The 16,158-nt window shown below is 61.3% G+C and carries 16 protein-coding genes; 12 read left to right on the top strand and 4 right to left on the bottom strand.

Annotation, left to right across the window (positions count from 1 at the left end):
- Positions 1-81: 81 nt before the first annotated feature.
- Complete coding sequence (locus KHO33_RS14575; protein WP_200564873.1) at positions 82-1,326, bottom strand: DUF1479 domain-containing protein; 1,245 nt, start codon at positions 1,324-1,326, stop codon at positions 82-84.
- 94 nt (positions 1,327-1,420) lie between these two features.
- Here KHO33_RS14575 and KHO33_RS14580 point away from each other — a divergent pair, with 94 nt between their 5' ends.
- The 7 genes from KHO33_RS14580 (at position 1,421) to KHO33_RS14610 (ending at position 7,753) form a co-directional block, all read left to right on the top strand.
- A complete protein-coding gene (locus KHO33_RS14580; protein ID WP_200564874.1) occupies positions 1,421-2,407 on the top strand; it encodes a helix-turn-helix domain-containing protein in 987 nt (328 codons plus the stop codon).
- Between the two features lie 137 nt (positions 2,408-2,544).
- Positions 2,545-3,654 (top strand): ABC transporter substrate-binding protein, encoded by a 1,110-nt coding sequence (locus tag KHO33_RS14585; RefSeq protein ID WP_200564875.1) that lies wholly within the window; start codon positions 2,545-2,547, stop codon positions 3,652-3,654.
- Positions 3,651-5,471: a sensor histidine kinase gene (locus tag KHO33_RS14590; protein ID WP_234480538.1), complete on the top strand. Its 1,821-nt coding sequence runs from the start codon at positions 3,651-3,653 to the stop codon at positions 5,469-5,471. The genes KHO33_RS14585 and KHO33_RS14590 overlap by 4 nt, the downstream gene beginning before the upstream one ends.
- 216 nt (positions 5,472-5,687) lie before the next feature.
- Positions 5,688-6,134, top strand: coding sequence for an Ohr family peroxiredoxin (locus KHO33_RS14595; protein WP_200564876.1), 447 nt, complete (start codon positions 5,688-5,690; stop codon positions 6,132-6,134).
- Positions 6,135-6,254: 120 nt separating this feature from the next.
- Entirely contained in the window at positions 6,255-6,701 is a 447-nt protein-coding gene (locus KHO33_RS14600; protein ID WP_054038331.1) for an OsmC family protein, read from the top strand.
- Positions 6,702-6,771: 70 nt separating this feature from the next.
- A complete protein-coding gene (locus tag KHO33_RS14605; RefSeq protein WP_200564877.1) occupies positions 6,772-7,044 on the top strand; it encodes a hypothetical protein in 273 nt (90 codons plus the stop codon).
- Positions 7,045-7,291: 247 nt separating this feature from the next.
- Positions 7,292-7,753, top strand: a complete 462-nt coding sequence (locus KHO33_RS14610; protein ID WP_200564878.1) for a MarR family winged helix-turn-helix transcriptional regulator — start codon at positions 7,292-7,294, stop codon at positions 7,751-7,753.
- 14 nt (positions 7,754-7,767) lie between these two features.
- Here KHO33_RS14610 and KHO33_RS14615 read toward each other — a convergent pair whose 3' ends face one another.
- A complete protein-coding gene (locus KHO33_RS14615; RefSeq protein WP_200564879.1) occupies positions 7,768-8,652 on the bottom strand; it encodes a LysR family transcriptional regulator in 885 nt (294 codons plus the stop codon).
- A 151-nt stretch (positions 8,653-8,803) separates the two neighbouring features.
- On the opposite strand from KHO33_RS14615, the gene KHO33_RS14620 reads away from it, so the two are divergent.
- The gene (locus KHO33_RS14620; RefSeq protein ID WP_200564880.1) at positions 8,804-9,835 is read left to right on the top strand and encodes an NAD(P)H-quinone oxidoreductase; all 1,032 of its coding nucleotides are present in this window, start codon (positions 8,804-8,806) and stop codon (positions 9,833-9,835) included.
- Between the two features lie 87 nt (positions 9,836-9,922).
- Here KHO33_RS14620 and KHO33_RS14625 read toward each other — a convergent pair whose 3' ends face one another.
- Positions 9,923-11,047 carry a branched-chain amino acid ABC transporter substrate-binding protein gene (locus KHO33_RS14625; protein WP_200564978.1) on the bottom strand — a complete coding sequence of 375 codons (1,125 nt, stop codon included), beginning with the start codon at positions 11,045-11,047 and terminating at the stop codon, positions 9,923-9,925.
- Between the two features lie 318 nt (positions 11,048-11,365).
- On the opposite strand from KHO33_RS14625, the gene KHO33_RS14630 reads away from it, so the two are divergent.
- From KHO33_RS14630 to KHO33_RS14645, 4 genes are all read left to right on the top strand, one after another.
- Positions 11,366-12,445 (top strand): GlxA family transcriptional regulator, encoded by a 1,080-nt coding sequence (locus tag KHO33_RS14630; RefSeq protein ID WP_200564881.1) that lies wholly within the window; start codon positions 11,366-11,368, stop codon positions 12,443-12,445.
- A gap of 168 nt (positions 12,446-12,613) precedes the next feature.
- Complete coding sequence (locus KHO33_RS14635; protein WP_054038325.1) at positions 12,614-13,864, top strand: D-amino acid dehydrogenase; 1,251 nt, start codon at positions 12,614-12,616, stop codon at positions 13,862-13,864.
- Positions 13,807-14,916 (top strand): asparaginase, encoded by a 1,110-nt coding sequence (locus KHO33_RS14640; RefSeq protein ID WP_268963292.1) that lies wholly within the window; start codon positions 13,807-13,809, stop codon positions 14,914-14,916. Before KHO33_RS14635 ends, KHO33_RS14640 begins: the two co-directional genes overlap by 58 nt.
- Positions 14,917-15,102: 186 nt before the next feature.
- Positions 15,103-15,423 (top strand): DUF4148 domain-containing protein, encoded by a 321-nt coding sequence (locus KHO33_RS14645; protein WP_200564883.1) that lies wholly within the window; start codon positions 15,103-15,105, stop codon positions 15,421-15,423.
- A 103-nt stretch (positions 15,424-15,526) separates the two neighbouring features.
- Here the strand turns inward: KHO33_RS14645 and KHO33_RS14650 are convergent, their stop codons facing one another.
- The gene (locus tag KHO33_RS14650; RefSeq protein ID WP_200564884.1) at positions 15,527-16,123 is read right to left on the bottom strand and encodes a DJ-1/PfpI family protein; all 597 of its coding nucleotides are present in this window, start codon (positions 16,121-16,123) and stop codon (positions 15,527-15,529) included.
- Between the last annotated feature and the right edge of the window lie 35 nt (positions 16,124-16,158).

The raw sequence follows: 16,158 nt of genomic DNA on the forward strand, positions 1-16,158 counted from the left end.
ATGTGATCGAGCGATGCGTTCGAAGCTCAGTCGAACGCACATACATGCCCGTTTTAATGCGTGTTAAAGGTCTTTGCCGATCTACAGGTCAAACCCAAGTTGCGACTCACCGAGCGGTGTCAGGTCATCAACCGTTGCGCGTCCGCTGAAATCCACTTCGAAATGGTCAGCAGGAAAATCGGGCGGGCTTTCACCCTTGAGGAAGCTCGGCAACTGGCGCTTCAGATAAGCGTCGTTTTTGGCGCACGCGGGCGCCGAGGCGATGTACATCACGTTGCTGTAGCCCGCGCCCTTGTGCTCGTCTTCGACCGCATGGATGACATCGCTGTGCCAGAACACGGTGTCACCCGCTTCCATCTTGGGAATCGATGACAGTGCCTCGAACAATGGCGCATGAAATTCCGGCTTGATCGACAGCGCCCGTCCGGGCATGGCGCCGCACAGGTCGTCCTCTGCGACATCGTCCTGAAGCGCGCGCAACAGGATGTACACCATCGAATTGGCGATGGGCACGAGTTGCAGCGTACCGTCGCCCGGGCCTTGCGGCGTCAGGGCAGTCCAGCCCTGGAACGTGCGAAACATCGAGCATACGGCCGGCGATGCGATCTCCTGCACGTCAGGTCGGAAAGCCGCATCGAACGCGTCGTAGTCGCGCCAGTTCCCGGCAAACACGTGGCGGTACACCTTCCGGAAATTGCTTTCGATCCAGCGCTCAACCGACCCGCCGTCGCAATGCGCCGACAGCCCAAGCGACGCAGAGCCAGGCGGCCGGCGACGCAGACGATCGGCATAGACAGGCACGCGCTCCGGATCGAAGTGCACCTGGCCGCCGCTCTCATTGCGCCACAGCCGGTTCAGGAATACACGCGCCTCAGTCAGCGACGCCGACTGACGGGCCAGCACTTGCGGCTTCGACCAGTACACCCCATAGATCTGCGGTTTGCTGGACGCCAACTGGCCAAAGTATTTGTCTTCAGCGCGGTTTTCGAGGCGCTGGTCGAGGTTATTGCGCTCGACATAGTTGGCAATGTCTTCGTCCCAGCTCTGCACCAGCGCACGGGGAAAGACATTGCGGATCACGCATGCGCCGCGCGCCTTGACGAGCGCGATCTGGTCCGCGGTGACGCGTTGTTCGGCGATGTCGGAAAACTGAATTTCGGGGATGACGTCTTCTCCACGACCCCGCTGCGTAGCGATTCGCTTCGCCTCGGTGCTGATCGCTTCTTCGACTTCGGCAAAGACCTGCCGGTAGTTCGGCAATGCCGCGCGCAGCTCCTTTTTCGCTTGCCGGATTGCGCTCGGCAAATCGTCGATTTTCAACGCCATGACTGTCTCCGTAGGGATTTGATATGCCCCGAGGATATGACGTGCATGCGTGCCTTGGTGATACTATTCAGGCAATCTTTTTGCGCATTCGGCCATGAAACCAGCCTATGAGCATGTCGACTTCGGTGGGGACTATTCGGTGCGGGTTTACCATCGGCGGCTCCCGCGTATTCCGTTCGAGTGGCATCACCATCCGGAGTACGAGTTAACGCTGACGATGAACAGTCATGGCAAGCGCTACATCGGCGACTCTGTCAACGAATACGAGGCTGAGGATCTGGTCCTCGTGCCGCCGGATCTTCCACACACCTGGGCGTCGAATCGTTCGATCGATCCATCCTCGCCACAGGTCGCCATCGTCATCTGGTTCGACGGCGATTGGGCGCGGCGTATGGCGGACTGTTGCCCAGAATATGAACCGCTGCGCAAGCTGTTACGCAGGGCCGCGTGTGGGCTGGCCTTCGAGCCACCCGCCGGCAAATGGATGCGCGAGCGCCTGGAACAATTGCTGTCGAGCGTGGCGCGCGACCGCCTTGGCGCGGCCCTCGACGTTATGTGTACGCTCGCCGACGCGCCGGGCCAGCCACTCGCCTCGCCGAGTGCTTTCAACGAGGCAACCACCGGTCCGTCCGGCCACGAGCCCGAACGGATCAACCGGGTCCTTTCGATGATTGACGCGCGCTTTGCCGAACCGTTGCGACTGTCAGAGCTTTGCGCGGCCGCCAGCCTGTCGGAACGCACGCTCACGCGTTACTTTGTTCAACATATCGGTGAGAGCGTCGGCCGCTATATCACGCGGGTTCGGATTGGTCACGCGTGCCGGATGCTGGTTGACACCGCCATGCCGGTTGCCGTCATCGCTGCTCGTTCGGGCTTCGCGAACGTCGCCAATTTCAATCGACAGTTCAAGGCCGCAAAGCAGGCGACGCCGGCCGAATATCGACGGCAGTTCGCCGCTGCGGGTTCTCCGGATAAGGACGCAGCGGCTCGCTTGACCGAACGGTCTCCGTCACTGCAAAAGAAACGGAAATTAACCGGCGAGCGAAACGACGAAGAGATTGCTGGCCAGTACTCCACCTGATATGCCAGGCTCTCCTTGGACGAATATTGCCAACGCCGGCCTGGCACGTAGAATGTGCGTTGCCGTGTCCGTCGCGTAACGCGATCCTCGCACGACGCGCAACCGCGCGCCCCGGCGGCAATCAAGTGAATCGTCTTATGAATCGTAGGCAAGCGTTGCTCACCTGCGCGTATGCCGGCCTGACCGGCATGTCCGGCCGCGTGTTCGCCACGAGGCGCGCGCCGCGTGTGGTGTTCCTCAATCCCGGCGAGGCTGTGCAACGCGGTACGGGACAGCATTGGCAACTGGTTTCCCGATTCATGACAATGGCGGCGCATACCCTCGATATGCAACTGGAGGTGCTGTACGCCGAACGTGACCATCTACTGATGCAGCGCCAGGCAGAAGAAGTTGCACGACGCGCCGATGCGCCGGACTACGTCGTCATCGTCAACGAAAAAATGGCCGCACAGCAGATGCTCAAAACGCTGGCGCGCTCGCCGGCGAAGGTGCTGCTCATCCACAACGACCTGACGCCTGAGCAGCGCCGTGCGGTCGGCAATGAACGGGAACTGATTCCGAACTGGATCGGCACGGTGACGGCAAACGCCGAGCGCGCCGGGTACCGGCTGATGCAATTTCTGTATCAACAACTGGGCCAGCACGGGGCGCAGGTGATCGGCATCACGGGAGATCCCAGCACGCCGGTCTCGCTGGAGCGGGCTGCCGGTGTTGAAGACTTCCTGTATCACGCTTCGAACACGCACACCTGCCAACTGGTCTTCAGCGACTGGAGCTACGCCGACAGCGATCAAAAGGCACGCGTGCTTCTCGCCCGGTATCCGGATGCCAATGTGATCTGGGCCGCCAACGACGCGATGACGCTCGGGGCATTGGACGCCGTTAAAGCGCGCAATGCGCACGTTCTGGTAGGCGGCATTGGTGCGTTGCAGGAGGCACTGACCAGGGTGGTTGACGGCGGCCTCGCAGCCATGATGGCAGGCGACTACTTCCTCGGCGCCTGGGCGATGGTGCTGTTGCACGATCACAATCAGGGCAACGACTTTGCCACGAACGGAGGTCTGCGCCAGAAGCTCGACTTTCTGACCGTGATCCATCGCGAGAACGCCCCCCGCTATGCCGACCTTGTTTTCCGGAGCGGAGCGATACTCGACTTTGGCCAGTACTCGAAAACCCGGTCCCCGCGTCCGAGCCCCTACGATTTCAATCTCCAATATCTTCTGGACACGGCGTCCAGGGCTTCATGATGCGTCTGTCCCCACGGCTCGCGCTGCCCTCGCCCAGTTTGCACACCAAGCTGATGCTGGCGCTCGTCATACTTGTCGCGATCGTGGCCGGCACGTCGGCGTATGCGCTGGTCGCGCACGAACGGCAACGCCGGCTCACTGCACTGGAGGAGCGCGCCACCCGGATTGCCGACCTGTTCAGTCAATCGCTCGCTCAACCTTTGTGGAACATCGATCTTGCCGCGATCAACGGCCAGCTTGCCGCGCTCGCGCCAAATCCCGAAGTGGCCCAATTCACTGTCACGGCCGTGGGCTACGGTACGGTGTCCACCGCGGGGAAAGCCGTTCAGCCGAAACCTGCCGACAGCGTGGTGCGTGTCAGGGCGATTGAATACACCCCACCCGGCAATGCGCCAAGGGAAAAGATCGGCGAGGTTCGTGTCGTCCTGACGAAGGCGGTGGCAGAACAGGCGATCAGCGATGCCCGCCGGGCGATTCTCGCCATGATCACTGCCGTCGTTGCCGTGCTCTACGCCGCGACCTTCCTGCTGCTCAAGCGCATGGTGCGCAGCCCGATCAACCGTCTTGAGGAAATGGTCGACCGTATCGCGAGCGGCGACCTTCGTGCGCGCTGCACAGTTGAGTCGGGCGATGAATTGGGCCGGCTCGCCTTGCGCGTCAATGTCATGGCTGACCGCCTTCAGGAATCGACGGTAAGTCTGCGCGCCAGTGAACGGAAATACCGCAGCATCGTTGAAAATGCCCTCGAGGGTATCTTCCTGCTCGATCGGAACGGGCAACTGGATGAAGCCAATCCGGCCATGGCACAACTGCTCGGCTATCGTGACGTGCCCGACCTGATCGAGGCCGCGGCGGGCGCCGCCCACAAACAGCCGTTCTCGCCGGAGCAGATTGCAAGCCTGTTCGAAATTCTGCGCAAGCAGGGTGAGATTGTGGGACTCGAACTGCAGTTACAGCGTCTCGACGGCACACCGATCTGGGTTCAGCTGAATGCACGTGGCGCGACAGATGACGACGGCAGCCTGAGGGGACTTGAAGGCCTCTTGACCGACATGACGGCCCGCAAGCATGCGGTGGAAAGCCTGCGACGCCATCGCGACCAGCTCGAACTTGAAGTGGTGGTACGCAAACGGACCGAACTGGAACTGCTGGCGTCGCGCGAACAGCTGCAGCAGTTGTCCGCGCATCTGGAAGCCATTCGCGAGGAGGAAAGGAAGCACATCGCGATGGAAGTTCACGACGAACTCGGCCAATTGCTGACCGCATTGAAAATGGACCTGTCGTTGCTGAGAATGCAACTGACAACAGGTTCCGCCGCCATGCAAAAAGCCGAGCAGATGCGCGATCTGGTTGAACAGACCATCCAGATCGTGCGCAATGTGGCCAGTCACCTTCGGCCGGTCGCACTGAATTTCGGCCTCGCCTCCGCGCTGGAATGGCTCGCCGAGGATTTCACCCGCCATACGCACATTCCTTGTCACTTCAATGTCACGGGGTCGGAACCGACCTTCTCGGATTTCCGCGCGACAGCGCTATTCCGTATCGTGCAGGAGTCGCTGACCAACGTGGCCCGTCATGCCGGTGCAACGCGTGTCAATGTGACGCTGGCCAACACCGAAGCGGGTGTCGAGTTGACTATCGGCGATGACGGCCGAGGCTTCGATATGGTTAGCGCACGGGCCGGCTACTCGTACGGACTGCAGGGTATGGCCGAGCGCGCCAGACTGATCGATGCGAAGCTGCTCATCGAGAGCACGCCTGATTCCGGTTCTGTCGTGCGGCTTTTCGTTCGCGATGATGCCGTGATTGTCACGTAATCCGGACCAGCAAGCCCGTGGCGTGAAATGCCACGGGCGGCCGAGCGCTCCTCCGGCTGCTATCGCAGGACATTCGTTCACCCTATCGAAACATCGCACGCGATTAAATCTTTTGCGATTGACATCCGTCGACCTCTCCTTCATTATGCGACGCATGCGATTACATCGCATGCGATTTAAAGCAGCTTGACACCCTTATTCACACAGGAATCCATCATGACCAAGATCGACCAAGTCCTCCACTCAGGCAACAGCCACGCCACGATCAATCGCGACCCCAATGTCCAGCGCGGTGAGCTCGGCGTCCTCGACCTCAAGCTGTCAGCGCCCGACGGTGAAAGCCGCGAGTTCGTCGCCACCGAGTTGCACCCGCGAGCCGAGCAGTTGTTTTCGGGCGCGTGGTCGGCCTGTTACATCAGCGCGTTCGAGATTGCGGCCTCGCTGAAGAAGGTGACGCTGCCGGCCGATTACTCCGTGGACATCCAGGTCAGCATCGGGTCGGTCGGTGCCGGTCATTGCCTCGGCGCCCAGTTCACCATCCGCGCGCCGGGTCTGGCAACGGAAGCCGTCGAGGCAGTCGCGCACCTCGCCCATCAGATCTGCCCGTACTCGAAGGCTGTGCACGGCAACATCGAGGTCGGCCTGAATGTCGTCACGGCGTGACCGGATCAGGCATACGCGCCTCGCTAATCTTCGTCCATAATTGATCGCATGCGATTATATCGCATACACTTTAAATACACTTAACACCGCTTAGCACCTATACCCACCAAGGAATCCATCATGGAAAAGATCGAAAAAGTTCTCGCCTCAGGCAACAGCCACGCCACGGTCAATCGCGACCCCAATCTCCAGCGCGGCGAGTTTGGCGTCTTCGACCTCAAGCTGACGGCGCCCGGCCTTGAAAACCTCGAGTTCATCGCCACCGAGCCGCACCCGAGAGCCGAGCAGTTGTTTGCGGGTGCGTGGTCGGCCTGTTACACCACCGTGTTCGGGATTGCGGCCTCGCTGAAGAAGGTCACGCTACCGTCCGACTATTCCGTGGACATCAAGATAAACATTGGGCAGACCGGTACCGCGTGGTTCCTCGGCGCCGACTTCACCATCCGCGTGCCAGGTCTGGACAAGGAAGTCGTCGAGGCAATCGCGCGCCTCGCCCATCAGATCTGCCCGTACTCGAAGTCTGTGCACGGCAACATCGAAATCGGAATGAACATCGTCACGGTGTGATCCATCAAGGCACGTGCATCTCGCTGACGCACGTGCCCCTCACTGACCATTTTTTTAAGGAATTTCCATCATGAAGACCAAGCTCATCGTTGCACTGCTCGTCGCAGTTTCGACATTCGCCACCGCACCCGCGTTCGCCAGCGGCTATGGACCGGCCCCGTTCTACAAGCCATCGGTTGGCGCACCGGCGTCGCAAAGCGGTCAGAGCGCGCGAACGGTCGCCGCCGAACGCGATGACGTAGTTAGCTCGCAAGAGGCATATGGCGGTGTAGTCGCCGGACTCTCCCAGGCGGGCAGCCGTGTCGCCTTGACGCCGCGCGATAGCCTGTACGCACGTCACTAGATCGTGCATTCCTCCGTCGCTGGGTCGTCGCGCATCGCCGTTGCTCCTGCACGGCGGCCACAGCGGCAGGGAGAGCGGCATCGCAAGCCCTCTACGATGCGAAAGAGCTGGTGCCGGTGAAATTGACAACCGCTTGCACGCTATCCGGCAGCGATCCAACTTTCACCACATTACGATATAATCGCATGCGATACATATCGCTTCGTACGTCTTGCGAAACATCAGGCTCCAGCCAAAGAGGATACAGATGAAATCCACCGATCAACCGGCACCCGCAAATCTAATGCTCTCCGACTATCTCTGCTTTGCGATCTACTCCGCGAACCTGGCGTTCGGCAAGGCATACAAGCCGATACTGGAGGAACTCGGGCTCACTTATACGCAATACATCACGATCATTGCGCTGTGGGAGACAGACAATCAGACCGTCAGCGGACTGGGCGAGAAGCTGTTTCTCGAATCCAACACGCTCACGCCGATCCTGAAGAAGCTTGAGGTGATGGGTTATCTGGAAAGGCAGCGCGATCCCGAAGACGAGCGTCAGGTGCGGATCTGCCTGACGAAAAGCGGTCGGCGCTTGCGCGAAAAAGCCCTGAAGATGGACCTCGTCGAGGCGACGGGCCTTGCGCCCGACGAGTTCGAGAAGATGCAGAAGGCGATCGTGACGTTGCGAAACAATCTGATCAAGTCAGTCCGGGACGGCGAATGAGCGCTCGTGCGTGACTAGTTTGTGGGGGCCGAGGGATCTTCAAACGCGGAGACGATGCCGTCAATCATCGCTGCGATGCGCGCGGTATGCCGAAGGTCCTGATGTGTGACGAGCCAGGTTTCGTAGACGGCCCCACGTGCGGGTTCCGGCCATAGCTGCACGAGGCCGTCGCGTTCAGCCAGATGGATCGGAAGCTCACCGATGCCGATGCCGGCCTTTACCGCGGTGCGCAACATGAGGCTGGAATTGAAGGTCGATACGACGCGCCCCGCGTGTACCGGCTCGCCAGAGAGGGTAAGTGATCGATTACCGGTCCAGCTTCCCTGATAGACGACAAGATCGTGGCCCTCGAATGCGGAGCCGGGAACGGGCTTGCCGTGCTGCTCGAGATAAGCACTCGATGCAAAGAGCGCCATGGGCCAGCGAGCGAGGCGCCGCGCGACAAGATCGGGGTTATCCGGCCTGACTGAGCGGACCGCGATATCCGCTTCACGCTTTGCCAGATTCAGCATGCGCGTCGACGTGTCCAGCAGGACGCGCACTTCGGGATGCGCAGCATGCAGGCGTTCGATGGCGGGCAGTAGAAAATCGAGCGCGATCGAGTCCGTGCTGGTGACTCTTACATCCCCCGCAAGCCGCGTATCCGTGCCCTGAGTTCGTCTGACGAGTTCGTGCGCGGAGTGTTCCATTTTCTCCGCCGATCTCAGCGCGGCTTCCCCGGCCGCAGTCAACGCGTAACCCTCAGAGGTACGCAGAAAAAGCGTTGCCCGCAGGGCGTGCTCCAGCGCCGCAATCCGCCTGCCCACCGTCGCCTGATCGAGATTGAGCGTCCTCGCCGCTCCACGGAGCGTCTTTTCGCGCTCCACCGCGAGAAACACTCGCGCGTCGTCCCAGTTCATCGTGCCACCCTCCTGATGCAAATTTGCATCTCACCGCATGAATAATGCTGCGTTTATTCATCAATGTCGATGCCTATACTGAACGCAAGAGTTCCTCGCCAAGTGATCCGACCGGATCAAACGAGCCTCATCAATCGAAGGAGTGGTATCCATGTCTGCTTCAACTTATCGTGTGCCGTCGACCATGACGGCCATTGAAATCAAACAGCCCGGCGGTCCTGAGGTCCTCGTGCCGACTACGCGTCCGGTGCCGGCGCCGGAGGCCGATCAGGTTCTGATTCGCATCCACGCGGCTGCCGTGAACGGCCCAGACGTTTTCCAGCGCAAAGGGCTGTATGATCCGCCCCCCGGCGCTTCGGACATTCCGGGGCTGGAAGTGGCAGGTCAAGTGGTTGCCGTCGGCGCCGACGTGTCCCAGTTCCAGATCGGCGACCTGGTGTGCGCATTGATTCCTGGCGGCGGCTACGCGGAATATGCCGTCGCACATGCTTGCAACACGATGCACATCCCCAAAGGCCTGAGCTTGGTGGAAGCGGGCGCCATGCCCGAAACGTTCATGACGGTGTGGCTGAATCTGTTCCAGCGCGGCAAGCTGGTTGCCGGCGAATCGGTGTTGATCCATGGCGGCGCGTCAGGCATCGGTACCACGGCGACCATGCTGGCGAAGGCGTTCGGCGCGGCGAAAATCATCACGACCGTGGGCTCGCAGGCGCATCGGGAAGCAAGCCTCGCGCTCGGCGCAGACCTCGCGGTCGAATACCGCGAGGACGATTTCGTCGCCGAAACGAAGCGGTTTACCGAGGAAAGAGGCGTCGACGTGATCCTCGACATCATTGCCGGCGACTACGTGGCGAGAAACTATGAGGCCGCAGCCATGGACGGACGGATCCTCCAGGTGGGCGTGATCAAGGGCCCGGCGAAGGATCTCAACCTCGTGCCGATGCTGACGAAACGTCTGACGCATATGGGCTCGACATTGCGATCGCGCACCTCCGCGGACAAGGCGGCCATCGTCAGTGAACTCGAGCAGCATGTCTGGCCACACTTCGAGAGCGGCAAGATCAAACCGGTCGTCTACAAGACCTTTGCGCTCGCCGACGCTCGCGGCGCTCACGAGCTGATCGACTCCGGCACCCACTTTGGAAAGATTGTCCTGACGACAGGTGCCGATCTCATTGGCTGAAGATTGCGTGGTGCAGTAAATGCCGGACGCATCCGCGCACTGACAGGTGACGTTAAGCGCCCGGCAAAGCACCACCCGCAAATCCGCTTATTGCTCGACAACGCCGAGCAGCGCCTGCTTGCCTCCGACGTATTTGTAGAGCGAAATCACACCGTGCTTCAGATCGCCCTTCGCATCGAACTGCGTTTCTCCGAGCACGCCCTGATGATCGGTCGCCGGCATGGCAGCAAGGATTTTTGCCGGCTCGGTTGATTGCGCGCGCTTCATCGCATCGATGATGACACCCACCGCGTCGTACGCAAACGGCGAGTTCAGAACCGGCGCGTAACCGAAGCGCTTCTTGTAGCGCTCGACGAACGCCGGCCCACCGCTCATCTTCAGCAACGGTGCGCCGGCGATCGAGCAAATTACGTTGTCGGCCGCATCGCCCGCGAGTTTCGCGAGATCGTCGGCGCACAAACCGTCGCCGGCCAGCACTTTCATCGTCATGCCCAACTGCTTCGCCTGTTTCGCGAACGGGCCGCCCGTGCCATCGAGGCCGCCATACATGATCGCGTCCGGCTTTTCGCCCTTGATCTTGGTGAGAATCGCGCGGAAATCGACGGCCTTGTCAGTGCTCGCGTCGTGCGACAGCACCGTAATGCCGTTGGCTTTCGCCTGCTTTTCGAATTCCACGGCAAGACCCTGGCCGTATGCGGTCGAGTCGTCGACGATGGCGACCGTTTTGACCTTCAGCGTTTTCGCCGCATAGTCGGCGAGCGTCGGCCCTTGCTGGGCATCGGTGGCGACCACGCGATACGCGGTCTTGAAGCCCTGCTGCGTATAGGCGGGATTCGTCGCTGATGGCGACACCTGCGCGATGCCTGCATCGCTGTAGATCTTCGACGCCGGAATCGTCGAGCCGGACTGCATGTGGCCGACCACCGCGACGACCTTGTCGTCCACCAGCTTCTGCGCGACCTGGGTGGCCTGACGCGGGTCGCCCGCATCGTCCTGCGCGTCGAAGACCAGCGTCACCTTCTTTCCGCCGATCACGAGGCCCGTCTGGTTGATCTCCTCGATCGCGAGCCGGGCGCCATTCTCGGTGTCCTTGCCGAGATACGAGGCCGGCCCCGTCACGGGTGCGGCCTCGCCGATCTTCACCATCTCGTCGGCGCGGGCGACGCCCACTGCAGCGGCCGCCGATACTCCCAGAATGCAGACGGTCGCCATACCGCGACCAAGGACTGTGCTTGTGCTCATACTTCACCCGAAAAGAAGTTGTCATGGTCGGAACGGACGCTAACGGCCGCCCGCCGATCGGAAACACGCGGCCGTTTGCGTCAGCAATGCGGACGGTGTGCCTGCCTTCGCCGGATCGTTCGCACCCCACAGTGCGGCGTCGTTCGTTAGCGGTTTGAATTTATGCAGCCACAATGCGCCGGGATTGCATTGATCTGCCGGAAAATAGAAGAATTGCGGCAGGGCTGCCTCGGACTGATTCGCCGGGCCTCGCCGTATAATCTGGGCGATCCGCCCTCGAGTTCGCGCATGACGACTGCCGACAATTCCAGTCAGGTAACCCAGACTGCTCACCAACTGGTCGAACAACTGGACGCGCTACCGCGTACGCTTCAGGCGCGCCCGAGCCGTTCGGGCGCGGAACTGAGCGTCGGCATTCTGTTGTGGCCGCGCTTTCCAATGCTTTCGCTGGGCGGTCTGTGTGATGCGCTGCGCCACGCAGCGGACCGCGGCGACCAGAGCCGTCAGCTACGCTGCCTGTGGACTATCGTCGGCGCCCAGGGCGAATCGGTCGAAGCGAGTTGCGGCATTCCGGTGCAGGCGCAGTCCACGTTTCCAGACGTCACGCAATTCGACTATCTCGTCGTGATCGGCGGCCTGCTTCCCCATCTCGATCAAGTCGACCGGCGCTACTGGGACTATCTGAAACAGGCTGCCGAGGCGGGCATTCCGCTCATCGGCATGTGCACGGGCAGCTTCGTTCTGGCGCGTGCCGGCCTGATGGAAGACCATGTTGCCTGCGTGCACAGCTTTCACCTCGACGATTACCGGCGCATGTTCCCGGCGCTGCGCGTCGTGACCCACGCCGATTACCTGATCGACGGCACGCGCATCACCTGTGCGGGCGGCATTTCCGTGGTGGAGATGGCAGCGCGCCTGATCAGCCTGCACTGCGGGCCGGACCGTGCGTCAAAAGTAATCCATCAGATGACGGTTAGCCGCCAGGGCGGCTCGTCGTTCGTCGAACGGCGCGCGGCGCTCGGCTACCTGTCGGTGGAAGATGCAACCGTGCGCCACGCGGTGCTGCTGATGGAAGAGAACCTCGAAGCACCATTGAACATCGTGGTCATCGCGAAGATGATCGGCACCAGTGTGCGCAATCTCGAGCGCGCGTTTGCGACCGAGATGAACACATCGCCAAACGAGTTTTACCGGCGGATGCGACTGCGTTACGCGCGCTGGATGCTGGTCAATACAGCGCGCAAGATCACCGATATCGCCTACGAATGCGGCTTCGCGGACTCCGCACATTTCATCCGCGTGTTTCGCGAGGCGTACGGCGTGACGCCCGGCAAGCTGCGCGCATCGCGAGGCGCGGCCGCCGCCTGATCCATCCGGCCGCTCGGCTGCCCGCAAGCCTGTCGCGATTCTTCTACTTTCCGGCAGATCAATGCAATTCGGCGCAGCGGTGGCGCCGTACAGTCCAGTCAAAGGGCTGACGACGCACCCGCGGCACATGGCCTCCCTGCGAACACACGAAAAAATGAGTGCAGTTGTATGCAGATATTGATCCTCGGCGCGGGCGTCATTGGCTTGACGAGTGCGTATTACCTGAGCCGCGCCGGCCACGACGTAACGGTCGCGGACCGCCATCCGGAAGTCGCGAGCGAGACCAGTTCTGGCAATGGCGGCCAGTTGTCGTACAGCTATGTCGCGCCGCTCGCCGGCCCTGGTGTCGTCTCGAAGCTGCCGCGCTGGCTCACGAGCGGGGATTCACCGGTGCGCTTCCGCCCGAAGCTGAGCACCGAACAGTGGCGTTGGTGCTTCGAATTCCTGTCGGCATGCACACGCGAACAAAGCGAATTCACAACACGCAAGCTGCTGTCGCTGTCGTTCCTGAGCCGGACGCTGATCCATGAACTGATCGCCGCCGAACCGGCGCTCGACTTCGACTTCGCCCGTTCGGGCAAGCTCGTGCTGCATCGTGACGCGAGCGAGATGCAAAGCGCAGTCAAGCTGCTTGAATTCCAGCGCACGCTCGGCTGCGAACAAAAGGCGCTGAGCGCCGACGCGTGCGTCGAGCTCGAACCAACGCTCGCGCATCTGCGGCCGTTTCTCGCGGGCGGCATTCATACGCCGAGCGAAGACACGGCCGATTGCGAACGCTTCTGCAAGAGCCTCGAAGCGTTGCTGCGCGCTCGCGGCGTGCGGTTCCTGATGAACACGTCGATAGATTGCCTGAGGCCTACAGCAAGCGGTGGCGTTCAAGCCTGGAGCAACGGTGCGCCGCTCGCGGCCGACCATGTCGTCGTCGCGTTAGGCTCGGCTGCGGCGCGGCTACTGAAGCCGATCGGCGTCCGTGTACCGATCTATCCGCTCAAAGGCTACAGCCTGACGTTCGACCTGCAACCGCATACGGGCGCGCCCCATGTGAGCATTACCGACTTTAGCCGCAAAGTGGTTTATGCCCGGCTCGGCGAGCGCCTGCGCGTTGCGGGCATCGCCGATATCGACGGCTATTCGCTCGAACCCGATCCCACACGTCTCGCGACGCTGCGGGCGGAGACGGCCGCCATGTACCCCGACGTCGCCAGATCTTCCACGGGTAGCGAATGGATCGGCTTGCGCCCCGCGACGCCACGCGGCACGCCGATCGTCGGACCGACGCGCTACCGCAATTTGTGGCTCAACGTCGGCCATGGCGCGCTCGGTTTCACGCTGGCGACGGGTTCGGCGGCGCTGCTGACGCAGTGGCTGACAGGCAGCAACGGCCAGGAACTGCGCAGCGCATTTACCCTTTCGCACTGACGCCGCAAGGCGAAGCATTGTGTAACGCCGCGCCCACTTCAAAACATCATCGATCCCGCATGACAGAAAAGGCCAACATCGTCGTTATCGGTACAGGCGGCACCATTGCCGGCCAGGGCAAAGCCGCCATCAACACGTCCGCCTACCTGTGCTCCGTGCTCGGCATCGATGAGATTCTCCGCACGATTCCACATGCGTGGGCGCTGGCGAATTTGCGTGCGGAGCAGTTGCTGCAAACCGGCTCGGAGAATTTCAACAACGAGCATCTGCTTGCAATCGGCAGGCGCGTTTCCCGATTGCTCGCGCAGGATGACGTTGATGGCGTAGTGATCACGCACGGTACCGATACGATCGAGGAAACCGCGTACTTTCTGCATCTCACACTCAAGAGCGCAAAGCCCGTCGTCGTGGTCGGCTCGATGCGGCCGCCGTCGGCCATGAGTTCCGATGCGGCGTTGAATCTCTACGATGCGATTGCGGTGGCTGCGCATCCATCCTCGCGCGGCATCGGCACACTGGTCGTCGCCAACGACGAGATCCACACTGCCCGGGACGTCGTAAAGAGCAACAGCGTCAAGCTCGAGGCGTTCCGTTCGCCGTACGGCGCGCTTGGCCATGTGATCGAAGGCCAGCCGCGCTACTATCGCCGCCCATGGCGTGCCCATACGCTCGACACGCCGTGGTCGATCGATACGCTTGGGGCCCTGCCCAAAGTAGACATCGTCTATGCGTACGGCGCACTCGCCGCCGACGCAGTAGACGCAATCGCCGCGCGCGCACGAGGGCTGATCTATGTGGGCACCGGCAACGGCAACGTCGCGGAGCATCTCATCGCGCCGCTGCGCGACGCTGCCCGACGCGGGGTTCATGTGGTGCGCGCATCGCGCACCGGCAATGGAATTGTTTTACGCAATGGCGCACAGCCCGACGACGAATACGGCTGGCTCACCGTCGAAGATCAGATCCCCCCAAAAGCCCGCATCCTTCTGACGCTGGCACTCACCCAAACGAACGACATGCAAGCGTTGCAAGTCGTCTTCGAGCGCTACTGAAGCGCGTCCTCCTGCTCTACACGGCCTTCAGGCGAATGAGGGAATAACTGGCGCACGTGTGCGGTCTTGCAAGGTGAGCACGCACGAAGCGCGAGCATCCAGCGCAGCGCAACGCATCTGCCGCGGACAACACGGCTCAGTGAACGTCCGCCATTCTCTCGCCCTCAAGGCACAAGGAGTACCAACATGAAATCGGCTTCGTTGAATCGGCGTACTGCCTCGCCATTACTCAGCTTCGTGATGGCAGGAGCCGTGCTGATGGCAAGTTCAGCGAGCGTCTTTGCGCAAGCCATGCCGCAGCCCGCACCCCATCAGGTCACGCGTGCGGAAGTTATGCATGAACTCGAAGAACTGGAGGCAGCGGGTTACAACCCTTCCCAGGGGGACGATGGTTCGTACCCCGCCGATATACAGGCTGCGCAAGAGAAGGTTGCCGCCAAACACAGGGCGGAAAGAGACGCGATGATGAACGCAGGGCAGAACGCGCAGGCAAAGCCCACGCCGTAAGGTATGGGTGCCGTCGGCATATTTTCAGATTGACGTCAACGAAGTAGCACGTTGAAAGGACGGGCGGTCTTTCGGGTCCGCCCAAGTCGGGACCCTTTGCGCATTAGAGGAACGGCGAAATGTTCTCCATCGCGCGCGTCACGTAGACCTCCTTCTCCCCCACTGGCGCCACATAGTGAATCGCGCTACGTGCAGCCTCGACACCTTCCAGACGCGCGATGAACCAGGCTGCCAGATACTGTGACGACAGACACCCGCCGGCTGTCGCGACGTTTCCCTTCGCCACGAACGGCTGATTGAGCACAGCCACACCCGCCTCCTCGACCCAAGGTTTGGTGGTCAGGTCCGTGCAGGCCGGAAGGTCGTCCAGCAAGCCCAGCTTCGCAAGTATCAGCGTTCCCGAGCATTGCGCGCCCAGCAGCTGGCGCGTCGGATCGAACTTCAGTTGTGACATCAACGCGCCATCAGCGACGACGTCCCGGGTCAGCCTCCCACTCCCCACCAGCACTGCGTCGGCGTCGCATGCGTCCTTTAGCGACGCTTGCGCCTCGATCACCACACCGTTCATCGAACGCACCTTGTCCGTCGGACTGGCGATCGAAACTCGCCAGTCCGGCCGCTTGACCCGATTGAGGATACCGAGCGCGATCAGCGAGTCGAGTTCGTTGAAGCCTTCAAAGGTCAGGATAGCGATGTGCATGGGGGCCTCGTGCGAGTGGAGACGTTGTATTGCGC

It is taken from the genome of Paraburkholderia nemoris (genome assembly GCF_905221015.1).
Lineage (GTDB): Bacteria > Pseudomonadota > Gammaproteobacteria > Burkholderiales > Burkholderiaceae > Paraburkholderia > Paraburkholderia nemoris.

Bases quoted from the DNA above. Each gene is read 5' to 3' on its own strand.
- KHO33_RS14575 (WP_200564873.1), bottom strand. From the start codon at position 1,326: ATGGCGTTGAAAATCGACGATTTGCCGAGCGCAATCCGGCAAGCGAAA.
- KHO33_RS14580 (WP_200564874.1), top strand. From the start codon at position 1,421: ATGAAACCAGCCTATGAGCATGTCGACTTCGGTGGGGACTATTCGGTG.
- KHO33_RS14585 (WP_200564875.1), top strand. From the start codon at position 2,545: ATGAATCGTAGGCAAGCGTTGCTCACCTGCGCGTATGCCGGCCTGACC.
- KHO33_RS14590 (WP_234480538.1), top strand. From the start codon at position 3,651: ATGATGCGTCTGTCCCCACGGCTCGCGCTGCCCTCGCCCAGTTTGCAC.
- KHO33_RS14595 (WP_200564876.1), top strand. From the start codon at position 5,688: ATGACCAAGATCGACCAAGTCCTCCACTCAGGCAACAGCCACGCCACG.
- KHO33_RS14600 (WP_054038331.1), top strand. From the start codon at position 6,255: ATGGAAAAGATCGAAAAAGTTCTCGCCTCAGGCAACAGCCACGCCACG.
- KHO33_RS14605 (WP_200564877.1), top strand. From the start codon at position 6,772: ATGAAGACCAAGCTCATCGTTGCACTGCTCGTCGCAGTTTCGACATTC.
- KHO33_RS14610 (WP_200564878.1), top strand. From the start codon at position 7,292: ATGAAATCCACCGATCAACCGGCACCCGCAAATCTAATGCTCTCCGAC.
- KHO33_RS14615 (WP_200564879.1), bottom strand. From the start codon at position 8,652: ATGAACTGGGACGACGCGCGAGTGTTTCTCGCGGTGGAGCGCGAAAAG.
- KHO33_RS14620 (WP_200564880.1), top strand. From the start codon at position 8,804: ATGTCTGCTTCAACTTATCGTGTGCCGTCGACCATGACGGCCATTGAA.
- KHO33_RS14625 (WP_200564978.1), bottom strand. From the start codon at position 11,047: ATGGCGACCGTCTGCATTCTGGGAGTATCGGCGGCCGCTGCAGTGGGC.
- KHO33_RS14630 (WP_200564881.1), top strand. From the start codon at position 11,366: ATGACGACTGCCGACAATTCCAGTCAGGTAACCCAGACTGCTCACCAA.
- KHO33_RS14635 (WP_054038325.1), top strand. From the start codon at position 12,614: ATGCAGATATTGATCCTCGGCGCGGGCGTCATTGGCTTGACGAGTGCG.
- KHO33_RS14645 (WP_200564883.1), top strand. From the start codon at position 15,103: ATGAAATCGGCTTCGTTGAATCGGCGTACTGCCTCGCCATTACTCAGC.
- KHO33_RS14650 (WP_200564884.1), bottom strand. From the start codon at position 16,123: ATGCACATCGCTATCCTGACCTTTGAAGGCTTCAACGAACTCGACTCG.